The sequence below is a fragment of the Leptolyngbya sp. NK1-12 genome, assembly GCF_032598965.1.
Classification (GTDB): domain Bacteria; phylum Cyanobacteriota; class Cyanobacteriia; order Elainellales; family Elainellaceae; genus Elainella.
In genome coordinates, this window is sequence record NZ_CP053586.1 from 3,998,899 (window position 1) to 4,015,209 (window position 16,311).

A 16,311-nucleotide genomic window follows, 5' to 3' on the forward strand; every position below is an offset into this window, starting at 1 on the left:
ATTGAGTTGGAGGAATAGCGCAAATAAACGAAATTTAAGTGGAAGATTCAGATGAATAACTAAGCAAACACATTTAGCTAAACCACTCAGTTTGAAAGGCCTAACCTGCTAGCGCCTATCTTCAGGTCAGGTGTTTGAATACCATCTTCACCAAATCTGGCTGGGTGAATGGCTTCGTCAAATACCCTGAGGCTCCCACTAGCTTGGCTTTAGCCCGATCTAGAAAGCCTGTATTGCTCGTTACCATAATTACCGGCGTCTGGCGAAAGCTGGGGTGTTTGCGCAGTAAGGAACAGAGTTCATACCCATCCAGATTGGGCATCGTCACATCCAGCAAAATCAGATCGGGCTTGCTGCGGATAATCTGCATCAATGCCTTCACCGGATCGTTGATCATAATTACCGAAAAATTTTCGTCGTCTAGGAACGAGTTGATCGACTTCAAAACGGCGGGACTATCATCAATGCAGGCAATGGTGTAAGACGACTTGCTGCGAGGCAGGGTGTGAAGGCCCGTTGTCTCCTTCTCTGCAATCGGCTGGTGAACGGGTCGAATGGCGGTAGCCGACTGTTGGGCTAGAGTGGACAGGGAGTAGGGGCTGGTAGGGTTGAATGAGGTGGGGCGACTGGAGGAGGCTGTTAGTCCAGCGGCCTGCCGTTGCCGTAAGCGACTCTGACAAAATTCCAACAACGACGGCAGATCCAGCTGGCAAAAAACAGGAAGATGCTCAATTGTCAGCAACTCGTAGTCTCCTTCCTGCACCGAGAGCAGCGATTCCATCACTTCCTTCGCCAACTCTTCGATCAAAATGGCAGCTTGGGCTAAATTGAGATGGCGCTGCTCGACCAGCCAATTGATAGCTTGATAATCTCGGCAGAGGCTAGAATCTTCATTAGACAATAATTTTGGCGCTTCAAATAGCAAGCGCACCTGAATCCGAATCGCACTCACCAGCGACGGAATTTGCACGCTGAGCCTGCGTAAATACCGGTCAAATCGCCCAAACGGATCAATGGAGTTACTGGCATAGAGCAGCTTGCCCTGCTTCAAGTAGACAAACCAGGAGACAACGCCACCCGAAAGATGTAAGCAACCATCCGCTTGCTGTTCAACCAACTGAGCAAACAGTTGAGGTAAGGAATATTCTTTGGAAAATCTGTAGTGTCCCATCAAGAGCACACCTGTTCAAGCTTTGTGAAATTCTTTAAACGACTTTCTAGCCTTGTCATATTCAGGCAGAGTGCCCGTTCCCCAACTCGAAGCCTTGACCAGCGCTCAAGCTTGGGTACTCACCCTTTGCCCATCAACTTTGCATCAACCGTAAGGACTGAAACTCAGGTGAGACTGAATTCCATTTGCCATCAACAGTCAACCGCTAAGTGCTTTTCATACAGCTCCTCTTACATGCCCGATCTAGCTGTCGAGCCTTGGAAGACCGAGACTTAGAACCTACCCAACACCCGTCAGAGCTTTGAAATCTCAAAACTTCCTGAGACAATTGGATCAATAGCTATTAAACTCATTGAATAAGGGAATCCACACAAACAAAAGCTCAGAGGTAGCCAGAGTCGGCTAGAGGTTCAACTAGAGGTTCAACCGACTTCCATCAACAACTTGACGCAATTCAGCGAACTATTTAGTCAAATAATATACCAAAAAAAGATTAATTCTGTAATCCTACTGAGCTTTCGCATCTTTACTCAAGACTATCAGATGTGTTCAAACTTTAAGCAACTTTATAGAAATTTCACAGTAATTGCCCCAGATTCTAGACTATACGGCTTGAAAGAGGGGTGTTATTCTGGGAAACAATGAGCAATCTATCGATACTAGGTTTTCATCCGTTTATCGGTCCCTTCCGCTCTTTTACATAGACGTAACGCAGAATTGGACAGTGAATCAACCAATCACCTGGGAACTCGCAAAGCAGCTTGCGATTCAGACTACCGCTGAACAAGTTGCCCGCCTAAGATATAGCATTACTGCTTGGAACCAGTGGCGAGCTACCAACCCCAACATGAGTGCCGAGTTGATGGGCGCTAATTTAAGTGAGGCGGACCTGAGGGGAGCGGATCTACGAGAGGCCGATCTGCGCAACGCTGACTTGAAGCGAGCGAATCTGAACGGGGCCGATTTGGTCAGTAGTTATTTGATTGGTGCAAACCTCAGCCAGGTTAACCTGAGTGGAGCTGATTTACGTGGCGCAAACCTCAGTCTTGCCAATCTGATTGGGGCCGATTTGCGGGGTGCTGATTTGCGGTTAGCTAATTTGAATGGGGCTGACCTACGAGACGCCGACCTACGCGGTGCTGATCTGAGCTTGGCCGATCTAAGCCTAGCTAGCTTGGCTGCTGCTAATTTGATCGGGGCCGATCTAGGTGAAGCCATCTTGACTGAAACAGACTGGCGGACTGCGAAAGTCGAGCAAACGCTATTTTGCGATAACCTTGGTTTGACTGAACAAGACAGGGACTATTTATCGGCCAAAGGTGCCCTTTTCTCTAATAATTTGCACACAATGATCGCTTTTGAATAGGATTAGCGGTTCAACCAGAACGCAAGCACGACTCAACTCAGTCAGTTTGCTGCCATTAAAAAACAGGCTGACAGCGATTGCGGTTGAATCTGCCTGGTTCAGCCTGAAATGACTAAGCGATAATCCATCCATCTAAGTTGCTGGAACGGACTAGGAATAGGTTCTACTGAAGTTCGATGGGCATAGCATCAGCCACAGACTTGTCGGTAGTGAGTTGAGGTAAGGCCTTTGCTGGAGAACCAGAAGGAGAAATGACATCGTAGAACAACTCCTCGTAGCGGCTCAGGGCTTTATCAAAGGAATAATGTTGAGTGGCGTAGGCTCTACCTTGTTGTCCTAATGTATTTGCTTTTGCCGGATTGAGATACAAATCCTGGACGGCGGCAGCCAACGCTTCAGGCTGCTCTGGCTCTACAACAACCCCACCCCCGCTCTGACGAATCGCACGAGCTGCCGTTCCAGTCAGTGGCACCGACGCAATAATCGGACGACCGCTCGCCAGCAACACCTGGATTTTTGAAGGCATATTGAACGAGATCACATTGCGCTTTTGCACCACCAATCCTACATCGGCGGCAGCCAGCATTTCCGGCAGTTGTTCCCTCGGCTGAAACGGCAACAGCAACACATTATGGACCCCATACGCTTCACAGGTTTGACGCAGCGCAGACAGGGCTTGCTTTTCACCCACAACCACAACCACAATCTCTGGGATATGCTGCAACTGGGCTGCTGCCCGAATCACCGTTTCTAATCCTTGAGTTAAGGCAATATTGCCAGAATACATCACGACGAATTTGTCTTCTAGACCATAGGCTTGGCGGAAGGCATTGCCTTCTTTACTCAACGGGCGAATGAACTTGGTGTCTACCCAATTCGGAATACAGCGAATTTTGTCTCTGGAGATGCCTTTGGCCGCGAGGTTTTCGGTGAAGCCGTCAGTAATCACGCTGATTACACTGGCCGTGCGGTAGGCGAATTTTTCCAGCGCTTCAAACACCCGAATAGCCTGTTTGTTAGTAATCAACCCGACATGCACAGCCGCATCCGGCAAAATGTCTTGCAGGTTCAACACAACTGGACAGGAATAGATCCATCCCAATAAAGCAGCGGGCACTGAAACGGGCAGTGGCGGTACCGTCAGCAAAATTACATCCGGTCGCCAGCCGCGCAATGCCTGCACCATGCTGCTAACCACAAAACTGCCATCAAGCAGCATACGGGTAACTAAGCCCGGTTTGGGCCGAATCCAGACGCAGCTCCGTTGAATGATGACTCCGTTGCGCTCTTCGGTGCAGTATAGTTTGCCCTTGTAATCCTCATAGATTTGACGTTGGGGATAGTTAGGCATTCCTGTCACAACCCGTACATCATGACCTCTAGCTACTAATCCTTCAGCTAGCTCGGTCATCAGCGGTGCAATACCAATGGGTTCAGGATGATAATTGTAGGAATAAATCAAAATGCGCATAGGTCAAGAAGTCTTGAGAAGAGAACGAAGCAACTAAAAACAGCCGGTCGGATCAGGTATATTTCCTTTGCTCTCTCTAACGTTTTGCATTCAATTTCCACCAGATAAAATGCACCTTTATTGATAGGAGAAGATGAAAGCACAATAGAAATGCATGGCAAAATTGAATGATTACCAGCCGATTAGAGCAGAATCAAAAGGTATAGGTTTTCATTTTTTGAAATCTCTTAGATAGCCTGTTTGCTTTTGCTCAGCTAATATCCAGCGATTTCATTACTTCAGGTGTAATAATTCTCAGCAAACAACGCCCACCGTAGGAACACGGCATTTATTTCTAAGCAAAAAAGTGGGAGAATTGAGGCTAAATTTTTTTAAATTAAGCAAGAAGTTCAATTTTTATTATTAGGTGAAATGACGGAAATTTGGATTTTAACTAATCATTTAAAATTAATTAAAACTAGCGTTGTCAAATCAAAAATTTAAAATCGAAACCCGAGTTTTTACCGACTAAATGTTGCTGTCGTAAGAAGTTTCACGGAGCCTAATTTAGCTTGAATTTAAACTGGCCCAATCTATCTCGATAAAACCACGGTAAAACCGGCCTATAGCCCTCCTCAATCGTCGCGAGGTTTGCTGAGGAGGCAAGGCTCAAGGATAGAAGCTAATTTCGCCGAAAGGCTGTAAGAGCTAGTTTTGCCGAAAGGCTGTGTCTAAGCGTGCTTAAACGCTCAGCACCATCGTTTCTTGCCCAATGTCTTTAGAAACTGGCTACTTGAAACCACCATGCTACAGCCTTTTTCAGGCTAGTGAAGTACGAAAAACAGGGTGCAGTGCCCCTGCGTGAGGGCGAAGCCCCCACACCCCATACCTCACATGAGTGAAAAACGCTGTAAGTTGGTTAACAATGATTCGCAGTGGTTTGGCAAACCCATCGCGTCACATCTGGTTTGCTGGCAAGACACCTGCCCTATGGTCTATGTCTAAATTTTGCTTGTTTACTGCTAATTTCTACAATTCCTAGTGTGGCTATACCTATTCGCGTAGCATGCACGCAGCACAAAAGCGCTATAAATCCAAAATCTAAAATTGAGCATCTAAAATGGTGAAAAACCTGCCAACCCTGGACGTAAAAACTCCAGGGTTAGGCAGGCGTTTTTCAATGAACGAGCCAGCGCCCTATCATTGGGCAGAGTCTATCCGAAAACCCCAAAGGGTTTTTGAATTTCAAAAACCTGACGAGTCTTTGGATAAGTAGGTAGGCTAAATTAATCTTCGCTTCACAATGCCGGGTCTCGACTCCGCTCAACCCTCTGCTTCCCGAAAAGTTGCGCATTGAGCGGAGTCGAAATGCGTCTTCTCAATCATTGCGCCCACCTACTTAGGTAGTTAGCTCTGAATACGTTATTTAACCGAATTGCCACGCCAGATAGTGCGGTCCCAGCAGGTGTTCGTTAGATCTGCTTGACTGAAATCTGTGCTTTTGAGGATGGCTCTGGTGAAATCTGCATTAGTTAGATCACAGCCTCGGAAGCTGGTACCCCAGCGGGTTGCCAGAAAATTAGCTAGTTCCCAGGTGATTATGTGCTTACGACGGTTTTTTAGCGTGCGCCATGCCATATAGCCACTTAATGGCAGAATCAATGAAACCACCGTAGTAGTTGATGCAATACTAATCAGTGCAATGTCGCTCGATGCGAATGTAGCTGTTAATGCAAGAGTTAATGCAACAGCGACCACGAATGCACATGCAACACCCAGCGCTACTACAATCCGAAAAGCTAGCGCAGCTGCAAGCATCAAAATACTAACAGCGGCTGTTGCAGATGTAATCAACGCATCAACTGTGATCACCAAAGCAATACTGCCCATGACTGGAATTGCTGCAGAGCTGACAAACGCTACCATCGTTGCGGCCAACAGGGCAAAACCAAAAATAACAAAGCCCAATCGCATATCGCGAACCAGGGAGACAACGATAAACGTGATCGTTAGAACTGGGGTAACCCAGGCAAGATGGGCCAAATCAGCCTGCTGACCTGCAAAAAATCTCGCTTCGGTTAAAGTTCCCACCAAACCTGCCGCCACTCCCAATAACAGCGCCAAGCTAATCAGGATAACCAGGAGGAATATGGCCTGGCGTTTTTGCAAACCAGCCGTTACATTGACAAAACATGCATCTGTGAGCACCGCATTGGTAAAATCAGCTCCTCGAATATCTGAACCAGTGAAATCTGTGCCAGAGAGGTCTTCGCCGCGAAAACTTTTGCCTCTGAGGTTTTGTCGCTTGAAATTCCTTTCACCTAATTCATACAGCCAAACGATTTCCTCTTTGCGGATGTTCCTAGTCATCATAATGGTATCTACCTCATGAAACAGCTTGCCCTGAGAACCTGGAATAGGCACCCCGTAGCTGGTAGACACCCCGAAAATTCAACACTGACCACGGCAGCGAGCAGCTTCCGAAGAACTAGGGTTGAAATACAGCAACGAAATGGTAGAGCGGTAGGGATCGTTCTGCGATGTGAGACGCCAGGGAACACCAAACTTCAACTAGCGCTGCGCTGAAGCAGCACTGATTCAATCATCAATCAACCGTATCGAAACAACCTGATCGAACCAGACGGGTTAAGATACTCTACTTACTCTTCACAGACTACTGCAAAATTTTTACTTTTACCACTCATTGACTTGGCTATGTTGAGAAGTTGGCGGCTAATCTTGAGCTAATTCTAGACCAATTCTGAGGCCAATCGAGAGCGGATTTGAGCTGTAACCTACAAGCAGAGCTAGCCTGTGCTTGGATCCAGCAATTATTGCGCATTTACAAAATAATTGGGTCACAAGAAATCGAGTTCTAAAATTGCGGTATGGGTAGTCTTCATCGGTCCACCTCAACAGTCTAACCGTTAAGCTAGAAGCCATTAAACTAGGAGTCTATAGACTAGAGACGTAAGACTAGAGACGTAATCATGGTGGTGTTGGTTCCCGCATCCTGGAATACCGCTCTTGCTGAGTAGCAATCTACAGCTCCGATGTGGAAGGGTCACGATCGCCTAAAGTCCCTGTTTTGGTCAAAGCAATTTTGGTCAAAGCAATGGTAGCTCAATAGCAGCTAAATGGCAGCCAACAAGTGGCTTAATCTCTTGAAGCGATCGGGCCGCAAAACCGCTAGACTGATCAAGTGGAATCATTTGTGCAGCTCCTCAACTTTTCTCAATCATGGACTTTAGCCAATTACTGAAAGAGCGTGCTGAAACGATTGCAAACCAATGGGTTGAGGCAGTCAAGCGAGATCGGCAAATTCAAAGCACGGACCACCTGTCTGCGGTTGCAATTCGAGATCACATTCCGCATGTCCTGATGGCTTTGACAACTGTTCTTTCCCACGAAGAAGAAAATGATATAGAAACATTGGCAGTCGCCAGTTTACAGCATGGAGCATTACGAGCTGAACAAGGTTTTGATCCCACCGAAATTGCTCGTGAGTATCATTTATTACGCTCTGCTATTCTGGCGAACCTGCGGCAAGATTTGTTGCAAGGCAGTCCGGAAGAATTATTTCGGGCTATGACATTGATCAATGCAGTAGTGGACGCAGCGATCGCCCAATGTTTTAAAAGCTACGTGCAGGAACGGCTGCAGGAACTCGAACAGCTTCAATCTCAGCTAGCATTGACCAATCAGGAGCTGACTCGCTTAGCAAGAGCCAACCAAGATAACTTGTCGGTACTGACCCATGAGCTAAAAACCCCTTTGAATTCAATTATCGGCTACTCTGAGCTATTTTTGCGGCAGCAGCGCCAAGCTCAAACTAGGGATACGGTCCCCAGCTTAGAGCATATTGAGCGAGTGTTGCGCAATGGTCGGCAGTTGTTACGTTTGATAAACGACGCGCTGGAGCTGTCGCGCTGTGAGGCTGGCCGGATGCCGCTGCAATTAGTATCAACTGAAGTGGGTTCGGTGATTCGCTCTGTGGTTGAGGTAATTCAACCCCTGGCTGATGCTCGCGGCTTGACATTGGTGGTGGACTATGACCTGGCTCCATCCCAGGTGGTGGTGGATCCGTTGCGCTTGCAGCAAATTTTGATCAATTTGGCGAGTAATGCAGTGCGCTATACGCTAACGGGCAACATTACAATTCAGGCTCGTACCCTCGATCAGGAAAAATGGGAAGTTGCTGTAATTGATACGGGAATTGGCATTGCACCAGAAGAACAGGCACATATTTTTGATCCGTTTGTACAGCTCCGCCCTCCCGATTCGTTTAGCAATTCAGACAGTACAGGCTTAGGGCTAGCAATTGTGGCTCAACTTGTGAAGCTAATGCAGGGCGAGATCCAGTTAGCATCTCAGGTTGGGACTGGTTCTACATTCACGGTGATACTGCCAATTGAAGTGAAAGAGTACCAGCCGAGCGCGTCCGTAAAATGATCTTAGACGCTACTGATTGCTCATTTTGAGTACACCAAATTCAACAATTATTGAATATCTTTCAAATAGTTCTGGACCTCAGTGAAGGACTAATTGTTTAATTTAACCTAGATTTTATAATGAACGCGTTTGGGAATAAGCTGATTCAATCTCAAACCAGTCATACAGCGAAAAGCCGATCAGGTAAATGGGCAAAATCAACTATCAAAGATGAGGCATTTGGCCTGCTGAGGGATTAATGGTCTGCGCTATCGGTTTGCTCAATCACTGGATTGGTCGCTGGTCACTACTGGTAATTGGTTTGTCTCCTCATAAAGGTTTACCTGTGAAGTGAGGGTAGTCATCCACCTGGCGCAAACGTTGAAATTAGGTTAACTAAATAATCAAGTTTGTTTAATCAAGTTCGTTTAATCAACAGCTTGATAAATTAGAGTGCGTTCCAGGATCGTGTTCCGGAGTCGTATCTCTGAATAGTGTGTTCCAGTGCAAATCTAGTGCAGATGGCTTTATGAACTGCAATCAGAACAACGAGTTGCCCAATGAGTTACCCCCAGATCTAACCTCAGATCTAGCCTCAGATCCTTCACCTGCCAACCTCCAACCTACCGCAAACGCACCTGCACTAGCAGGATTGCGGATTCTGCTTGTGGAGGATGATCCATCAGCCAGACAGTTACTCAGCGATATTCTGATAATAGATGGTGGTGCCGAGGTGGTTGCTGTGGCCTCAGTCCGTGAAGCGTTAGAGATTTTGGAACGCCAGCAAAGCGATGTTTTGATCAGTAATATTGTGCTGCCTGATGGAGATGGGCGGACGCTGATTCGGCAAATCAGAACGTTGACACCCGAACAGGGCGGACAGATTCCAGCCATTGCTGTAACCGCTGCCGCCAATGAACGGAACCGTACCGAGTTGCTGGCTGCCGGGTTCCAGGACTATCTATTTAAGCCCTTTGACGTTGAGCGCTTGATTGCCGCCGTAGCTAACTTGGGCCGGCCCAATCGAGATTGTTAAGCAGCGAAGCAGAATTCCCCCTTGGAGCGATCTGCCTCTATATCTAGTGATAGTGTTTACAGTGTCTCCTACTTCTCAGAATGAAGGATAGGTGAGATTGTCGATTTGCTGGGGTTGGACCGCTTCCCCAGCAGATTTAATTTGCCTAACCTGCTGCTGGTCTGGAGGAGGCATATCAATGAATGATGAAGCAAAAATTCAACAGTCGATTGCTGAACTCAACCTGCTCCGTCAGCGCGTAGTTGAGCTAGAAACTCAGCTTACTAACTTAACGAGCCAGCATCTGTGCGGCCCAAACGGCATTCGCCTTGATCCAGATACCTGGTTTCGGCTGATCCAGGCTGAAGTGAAAGACTATGCAATATTTACCCTGGATCCAAATGGTTGTATCACCACCTGGAATGCTGGAGTTGAGCGGATCCTAGGCTATCAGGAAGCAGAATTTATTGGGCAACCTACTGCCCTGTTGTTCACGCCAGAGGATATCGCTGCTCAAGCGCCACAACAGGAATTAGCCACTGCCCGTACTGAAGGTCGAGCCGAGGACGAGCGTTGGCATCGTCGCAAAGATGGTACTCGCTTTTGGGCATCGGGCGTTGTCACGGCTTTACAGGACTCAAGCGGAGCGTTGCAGGGCTTCATCAAGGTGATGCGAGACTGCACTGACCGCAAGCAAGCCGAGACCTCGCTCTACAAAGCTGTGCAGAACTCGCAGCAGTATGTGGCTCAACTGCAAGGCTTAATGGCAGCAGCCTTAGCGATCAATTCCGCCAATTCGCTCGATGAATCGCTGAATCTAATTGCAGAACAGGCGCGTTCGTTGACTAATGCCCATCAAGCTATTATCAGTCTGGTATTGGATGAGGAACGCAGACAGGCGACGGAAGTGATTGCCTACTCAGATAAGCATGTAAATTGGCGGCAGCCCCATGAAATTCCCGATTCTTGCGGCATTTTTACCTTGGTGCATCACATCACCCAACCGTTGAATTTGTCCCAAGCTGATCTGACCTCCCATCCCATCTGGCGAGCTTTTAGCCGTCGGGTTGGTCAACATCCGCCCATGCGGGGAGTTTTAGCTACGCCGTTAGTGGGACGTAAAGGGGTCAACATTGGCTTGATTCATGTTTCTGACAAAGCTGGCGGAGAATTTAGTCCAAGCGATCAGGCCGTGTTGGTGCAGTTGGCCCAGATGGCTGCTGTAGCTATCGAAAACACGCGCCTTTACCAAGCTGCTCAAGAAGCCAACCGGATTAAGGACGAATTTTTGTCGATTTGCTCTCATGAACTCCGCACGCCCCTCAACTCGATTCTGGGCTGGGCCAGACTGCTGCGGAGCCGTCAGTTTGATGAAGGCACCACCGCCCGCGCCTTGGAAACGATTGAACGCAATGCTGAAACTCAGGCTCAGCTAATCGAAGATTTACTCGACATTTCCCGGATTATTAGCGGGAAGCTGCGGCTGAATGTTTGTCCAGTGGATTTGACGGCTGTGATCTTTGCCGCCATCGATACTGTGTATCTAGCTGCCGAAGCAAAAGCAATTCAGATCAAAGCAGACTTGAATTCCACAGTAGGGCCAATTTTGGGCGACCGGGATCGGCTGCAGCAGATTGTCTGGAATCTGCTCTCCAATGCGATCAAATTTACGCCGAGGGGAGGCCGAGTTGATGTGGCTTTGAAGCGGCGCCAAGCTCAGGTGGAAATTGTAGTAAAAGATACGGGACAGGGCATTGCTCCCCACTTTCTGCCGTTTATTTTCGATCGGTTTCGGCAGGCAGACAGCACCACCACTCGTCGCTATGGGGGCTTGGGCTTGGGCCTAGCAATTGTGCGGCATTTAGTCGAACTGCATGGCGGCACGATTCGAGCCGAGAGTCCGGGAGTTGGGCGGGGATCTACCTTTACGGTTAGCCTGCCCTTGAATGCAATTCGGATCGAGCATAACGAACCGGCCCTGACGTCTACCCCGCGCCGCAGTACACCGTTCGAGTGTATGGCGCAGTTGAATGGTGTGCGGGTCTTGGTGGTGGACGATGAAGCAGACGCACGTCAACTGCTCACGACGGTGTTGCAGCACTGCGGGGCCGAAACAACAGCCGCCGCCTCGGTTCAAGAAGCTCTGCAGGCGATGGAACAGGCCGAATTCGATGTCTTGATCAGCGATATTGCCATGCCTCATGAAGATGGCTATAGCTTGATTCGTCGGATCAGAACCTCAGCCTACCGTCAACTGCCTGCTGCTGCCCTGACGGCCTACGCCCGTCCTGAAGATCGCACCGCTGCCCTGATGGCGGGATTTCAAACCTATTTGACTAAACCCGTTGAACCGATTGAATTGATTGCCGTAGTGGCATCCCTATCAGGACGAACTGAATTGAATTGAGCAGGGTGTCTGAGCACGTGTTGAACTCTGGTGATGATATTGGGTTAATGCTTGACTACGTTCAACTTGCAAAATTAAGTTCAGTTGGCTAACGAGACGGAGCCTGGTCAATCGCTCTAGCCACTGCGTGCCAGGCCAGCTTTCGGTTTAGGTTAGCATCCAGTAGCAAGGGCCGCACCGCCGCCCGATCGGAACGGGGATGAAAATCGCTCAACCAGGTGTAGCGATCGCTCAAGCCCCAGGTGACGATCAGCTTCACTGCCGGTTCATCCAGAGCTACCGTCAGAAAATCTTCGTAGGCTTGGGCGATCAGACGATCACGGTTCGTTGGATGGCGCGGCAATCGGTTATCGATTACATCCAGTTCGGTAATATAAATCTCCAACCCTAAACTAGCTACATCGGCTAGAAATCGCCGCAGCTTGTTGGGGTTAAAGCGGGTTTCGTGCCCTTCTAGATGGGCTTGGAGGCCAAAGGCATGGATTGGGGTTCCCTGAGCTTTTAGCTGCTCTAGTAGCTTGAGCACAGCTCTGCGTCTGGCGTCGTGATCGGGCCGGTCGTATTCTAAGCCGTAATCGTTGTAGGTTAGCTTAGCTTGGGGATCAGCCGCTGCCGCCGCCCGAAACGCCAAATCCAGATAGTCGGGGCCGAGCAGTTGCAGCCAGGAGGTGATGCGCAAGCCGTCGGCACGCCGATTGTTCGGTTCAATCGCTTCATTCACGACATCCCAGGAGTGCAGCTTACCGGCATAGTGACCCGCTACAGTTTGAATATGCCGTACTAGCACTTGCTCAGCATTTTGGCGATTCACCTGTTCCTCGAACCAGTCGGGTAAACCCAAATGCCAAACCAGGACATGGCCGCGCATCTGCATGTCGTGGGATTGGGCAAACCTGAGCATCCAATCCGAGCGCGAGAAATCGAAGGTTTGCAGGGTTGGACGTAGCCGCGCATCACCAGAGGACCACTTTAGCTCCCATTCTGGCACCAGAATGCCGCACTCGGCCTGGTAGGCTTTGGCCAACGCTGGATCGGTAAATAGATTAGCGCGACGGGCAGCGGCTCCATAAATTAAACCCTTTGCTTTAGCCCGTTGGCGCAGTGATTGTTCACCCGTGACCTGAGTCTGACGCGCCAGTTTGTCCAGCGACGCGGCCGGACTATTCCGCAGCGCCGTTTGGGCCGTCGTGATTGTTCGAGCAACGGTGCTGGTGCCCAATCCCGTGAGGGCCGCTAAGCCCAGCCACAGCGCACGACGGCGGGTGAATTGATGTTGAGGCATGGGTGGAACCGTAATCAGGATAGAAACGGAGCCAGGAGGAGAAATTTAGCCGCCTGAATAGCGTGCGTAGTTCTCGCTTATGGGTATAAGATGTGACGGCCGTAGCCCAGCTCCAGGTTCCTCGCTCCTAATCAAAACTGGTTGATCAAAACTGGTTGACCTGAGCGCTGATCCACTTATAGGTTTCGAGCAGTCCGGCTTCCAGGGAAATACTGGGTGCCCAACCCAATAGCTCCTGGATCAACGTGTTGTCTGAGTTTCTGCCTTTGGGGCCAACGGGTTTAGACAAATCGTATTTGCGATGCACCCGCTTACCCGCAATTTCCGACACAATGTCAATTAGCTCATTGATCGTCACCATCCGATCCGAACCTAAGTTGATTGGCCGGTCGAGATTGGAGCGCATAATCCGTAGACAGCCTTCGACACAGTCATCCACATAGCAGTAGGAACGAGCCTGGGTACCATCACCCCAGACGTCGATGATGCCTTCTACCCCTTGAATTTTGGCAATTTTGCGGCAGATGGCAGCGGGTGACTTTTCCCGACCTCCATCATAGGTGCCGAGTGGACCATAGATATTGTGGAAGCGGGCGATTTTGATATTCAGCCCGTAAGACTTTTTGTAAGTTCCGTGTAGAATCTCGGAGGTGAGTTTCTCCCAGCCGTACTCCATGTCAGGATCGGCTGGAAAGACCTTGTCCTCCTTCAGACCAGGACTATCGTTGGTTTCCTGTAGGTAGTTGGGGTAAACGCACGCTGAAGATGCATAGAAAATATTTTCAACTTCGTTGATCCGGCAGGCTTCTAGGGTGTTCGTCGAGATCAGCAGATTGTCGTGCATGATTGCCGCCGGAGCCGTGTGGGTCCAGCCAATTCCGCCCATGTTGGCAGCCAAAGAAAATACGGTGTCTACATTCCGCATCGCCTGCAAACAATCATCGCGTTTACGTAAATCTAAAATTTCAAATTCATCCGCGTCGGTTTTACTAAATTCTGGATATTTAATATCTACGCCTCTGACCCAGCAGCCTTCTTGCTTCAAACGGCTGACCAAGTGAGAACCAATGAAGCCACCAGCTCCAGTTACAGTCACTCTTTTCATGCTTTCATCCTCTATTGAGTAAATCGGGTGGGTCTGCGCAAATTGACAGACGGACTCTGCACCTGTGGTGAACGGATCGACCCAAACAGGCATCTGCTAGCCAAGCAAGACTCAAACGAAACTAGTTATTTTGAGGAACACGAATACTGTCAAATCGTTTCAGGCGCAAAAGTTGCAGCAAGAAATTCCAAATAAACACGAAGTTGTAGACGGTGTAGCGTTTCCACAGTCGCTTTGGATCTTGTGTCAGCCGAAACAGCCATTCAAATCCCGACCGCTGAATCCAGTAGGGTGCCTGGGGAATGCGGTTACTAAAGAAATCAAAGGCAGCTCCAGAAGCAATCATGATTGTGCCGGGAATTTTGCTGAGATGATCCTGAATCCACTGATCTTGTTTGGGGGATCCCAAACCAACGATGATGAAATCTGGATTGGCCTGACGAATCTGCTCGCACACCAGGGCGTCTTCTTGCAGTGTGAGCGGGCGGAATGGCGGCGAGTAGGTGCCTACAATTTGCAGCCCAGGAAACTTGCTTTGCAAAAATTGCTGCATTGTTTCTGGAACTCCCTCTGCCCCACCGTAGAGATAGAGCCGGTATCCCCGCTGAACTGCAATGCGGCAAAGATTGAGAATGATGTCAGGGGCATAGAGCCGGTCACACTTTTGACCTGTGATCAACCGAATCCAGTAGACAAACGGCATACTGTCTGGACCGGAAATATCGGCTTTCGTAAAAATTTCTTTGATCTCACGGTTCAGGTAACTTTCAACTACACAGTTGACATTGACGCAAGCAACATGCTTCGAGCGAGCCGATTTGTCTTGTAGCCATTGCTCACACTTAGCAAACAACTCCTTGTAGGTGATCACATCTACATCAACACCAATAAAATTGTATCTCATCGTATACTGCTCCGTATGCTCAAATTTGCAAAATCTACGCTTGATTTAGTCAAAATCATTCCAAGGTCGAAACATAAAGTTTCAGCATTGACTGCATGTAGTGCTTTACATCTAATGCTCGGACTGTATTTCGTGCTGTAATGCCTAGTTCGTTCCGCAGTTGATAATCTTGGATTAATCGCTTCATTGCCTCTATCAATTCTGTCAGATTGCCTGGCTGCACTAATATGCCATTTCGTTCTGATGTGATCACTTCTGGGATTCCGCCCACTGGCGTTACAATCACCGGCAATTCCCAGGCCATCGCCTCCAGCATCGACATGGGTAGCCCCTCGTTGTAGGACGGCAACACGAACACACTGGCATTTGCGAGCAGCTGATCGCGCTGCGTTGGATTGACCCAAGCGTGAACCACCGCCCGATCGGCAAGTCCTAAATTTGCAATTAGGGTTTGGGCTTGTTCCACATCTCCATTCCCAGCCAATACCAGTCGAGCCTGAGCACGAACCGATGCAGGTAGGGCAGCAAAGGCCCGAATCAGATCAAAAGCCCCCTTGTCCTGACGCGGAAAGGCAATCACTGAACGCACCGCATCGAGGGCACCCCCATGCTCACCAATCCGACCTAAAAACACAAAGGTAATGGTTTGCTGCTGGCTGCGATCCGGCACTTCGGCTGGCAGCACGACCGGATTGGGCAGCACGACCATCTGATCTGGGCTGAGATGAAAGCTTTTTGAGTAAAAATCGCGCCAGCTTTCGGACAGGGCAATAAACTTTGCACATTGGCTGAACCCAGCGATAATCAACCCCTTCACAACACGAGGTAACTGGGCATAAAATTCTCGGTAGGCCGCTCCATGGCAATGCAAAACGAACGGCTTACGGAAACACAGGGTAATAAAGGCCAGAATCAGCTTACGAAACGTACTGCCTCGATCGGAAAAGTGAATGTGCACCAGATCGGTCTGATTGCGGCTCAACGCTTGAATCAGGGTAGCAATCGCGCCCAAAAAAACGGCGACATTGCGAGTCGCAGACCCCTTGGCGAACGTAGGCACATGATGAATTCTAAGTTCCGGTGGCGCGTAGTCTAGCATCAGCTTTTCTACCGAAGTAATGCCGCCCTGGACATCCAACCCTGCGCCTAACATTAATACTCTGATAAATTTTCGATTAGC

The 16,311-nt window shown here is 49.0% G+C and carries 11 protein-coding genes; 4 read left to right on the forward strand and 7 right to left on the reverse strand.

All coding sequences use genetic code 11. From position 1 onward, the window contains the following. Positions 1–121: 121 nt before the first annotated feature. The gene (locus HJG54_RS16950) at positions 122–1,171 is read right to left on the reverse strand and encodes a response regulator (protein ID WP_316430150.1); all 1,050 of its coding nucleotides are present in this window, start codon (positions 1,169–1,171) and stop codon (positions 122–124) included. Between the two features lie 724 nt (positions 1,172–1,895). Here HJG54_RS16950 and HJG54_RS16955 point away from each other — a divergent pair. After that, the gene (locus tag HJG54_RS16955) at positions 1,896–2,537 is read left to right on the forward strand and encodes a pentapeptide repeat-containing protein (RefSeq protein WP_316430151.1); all 642 of its coding nucleotides are present in this window, start codon (positions 1,896–1,898) and stop codon (positions 2,535–2,537) included. Between the two features lie 163 nt (positions 2,538–2,700). Here HJG54_RS16955 and HJG54_RS16960 read toward each other — a convergent pair whose 3' ends face one another. Next, positions 2,701–4,008 carry a glycosyltransferase family 4 protein gene (locus HJG54_RS16960; RefSeq protein ID WP_316430153.1) on the reverse strand — a complete coding sequence of 436 codons (1,308 nt, stop codon included), beginning with the start codon at positions 4,006–4,008 and terminating at the stop codon, positions 2,701–2,703. Positions 4,009–5,409: 1,401 nt separating this feature from the next. Beyond that, positions 5,410–6,360, reverse strand: a complete 951-nt coding sequence (locus tag HJG54_RS16965; protein WP_316430154.1) for a pentapeptide repeat-containing protein — start codon at positions 6,358–6,360, stop codon at positions 5,410–5,412. A gap of 867 nt (positions 6,361–7,227) precedes the next feature. Here HJG54_RS16965 and HJG54_RS16970 point away from each other — a divergent pair. The 3 genes from HJG54_RS16970 (at position 7,228) to HJG54_RS16980 (ending at position 11,840) form a co-directional block, all read left to right on the forward strand. Then, positions 7,228–8,439 carry a sensor histidine kinase gene (locus HJG54_RS16970; RefSeq protein WP_316430155.1) on the forward strand — a complete coding sequence of 404 codons (1,212 nt, stop codon included), beginning with the start codon at positions 7,228–7,230 and terminating at the stop codon, positions 8,437–8,439. A gap of 508 nt (positions 8,440–8,947) precedes the next feature. After that, complete coding sequence (locus tag HJG54_RS16975) at positions 8,948–9,454, forward strand: response regulator (RefSeq protein ID WP_316430157.1); 507 nt, start codon at positions 8,948–8,950, stop codon at positions 9,452–9,454. Positions 9,455–9,632: 178 nt separating this feature from the next. Beyond that, positions 9,633–11,840, forward strand: a complete 2,208-nt coding sequence (locus HJG54_RS16980) for an ATP-binding protein (RefSeq protein ID WP_316430159.1) — start codon at positions 9,633–9,635, stop codon at positions 11,838–11,840. A gap of 88 nt (positions 11,841–11,928) precedes the next feature. Here the strand turns inward: HJG54_RS16980 and HJG54_RS16985 are convergent, their stop codons facing one another. From HJG54_RS16985 to HJG54_RS17000, 4 genes are all read right to left on the reverse strand, one after another. Then, a complete protein-coding gene (locus tag HJG54_RS16985) occupies positions 11,929–13,122 on the reverse strand; it encodes an endo-1,4-beta-xylanase (protein WP_316430161.1) in 1,194 nt (397 codons plus the stop codon). Positions 13,123–13,267: 145 nt separating this feature from the next. Continuing rightward, complete coding sequence (locus HJG54_RS16990; RefSeq protein WP_316430162.1) at positions 13,268–14,227, reverse strand: NAD-dependent epimerase/dehydratase family protein; 960 nt, start codon at positions 14,225–14,227, stop codon at positions 13,268–13,270. A gap of 121 nt (positions 14,228–14,348) precedes the next feature. Further along, entirely contained in the window at positions 14,349–15,131 is a 783-nt protein-coding gene (locus HJG54_RS16995; RefSeq protein WP_316430163.1) for a WecB/TagA/CpsF family glycosyltransferase, read from the reverse strand. A 55-nt stretch (positions 15,132–15,186) separates the two neighbouring features. Beyond that, positions 15,187–16,284 (reverse strand): glycosyltransferase family 4 protein, encoded by a 1,098-nt coding sequence (locus HJG54_RS17000; protein ID WP_316430165.1) that lies wholly within the window; start codon positions 16,282–16,284, stop codon positions 15,187–15,189. Positions 16,285–16,311: the final 27 nt, after the last annotated feature.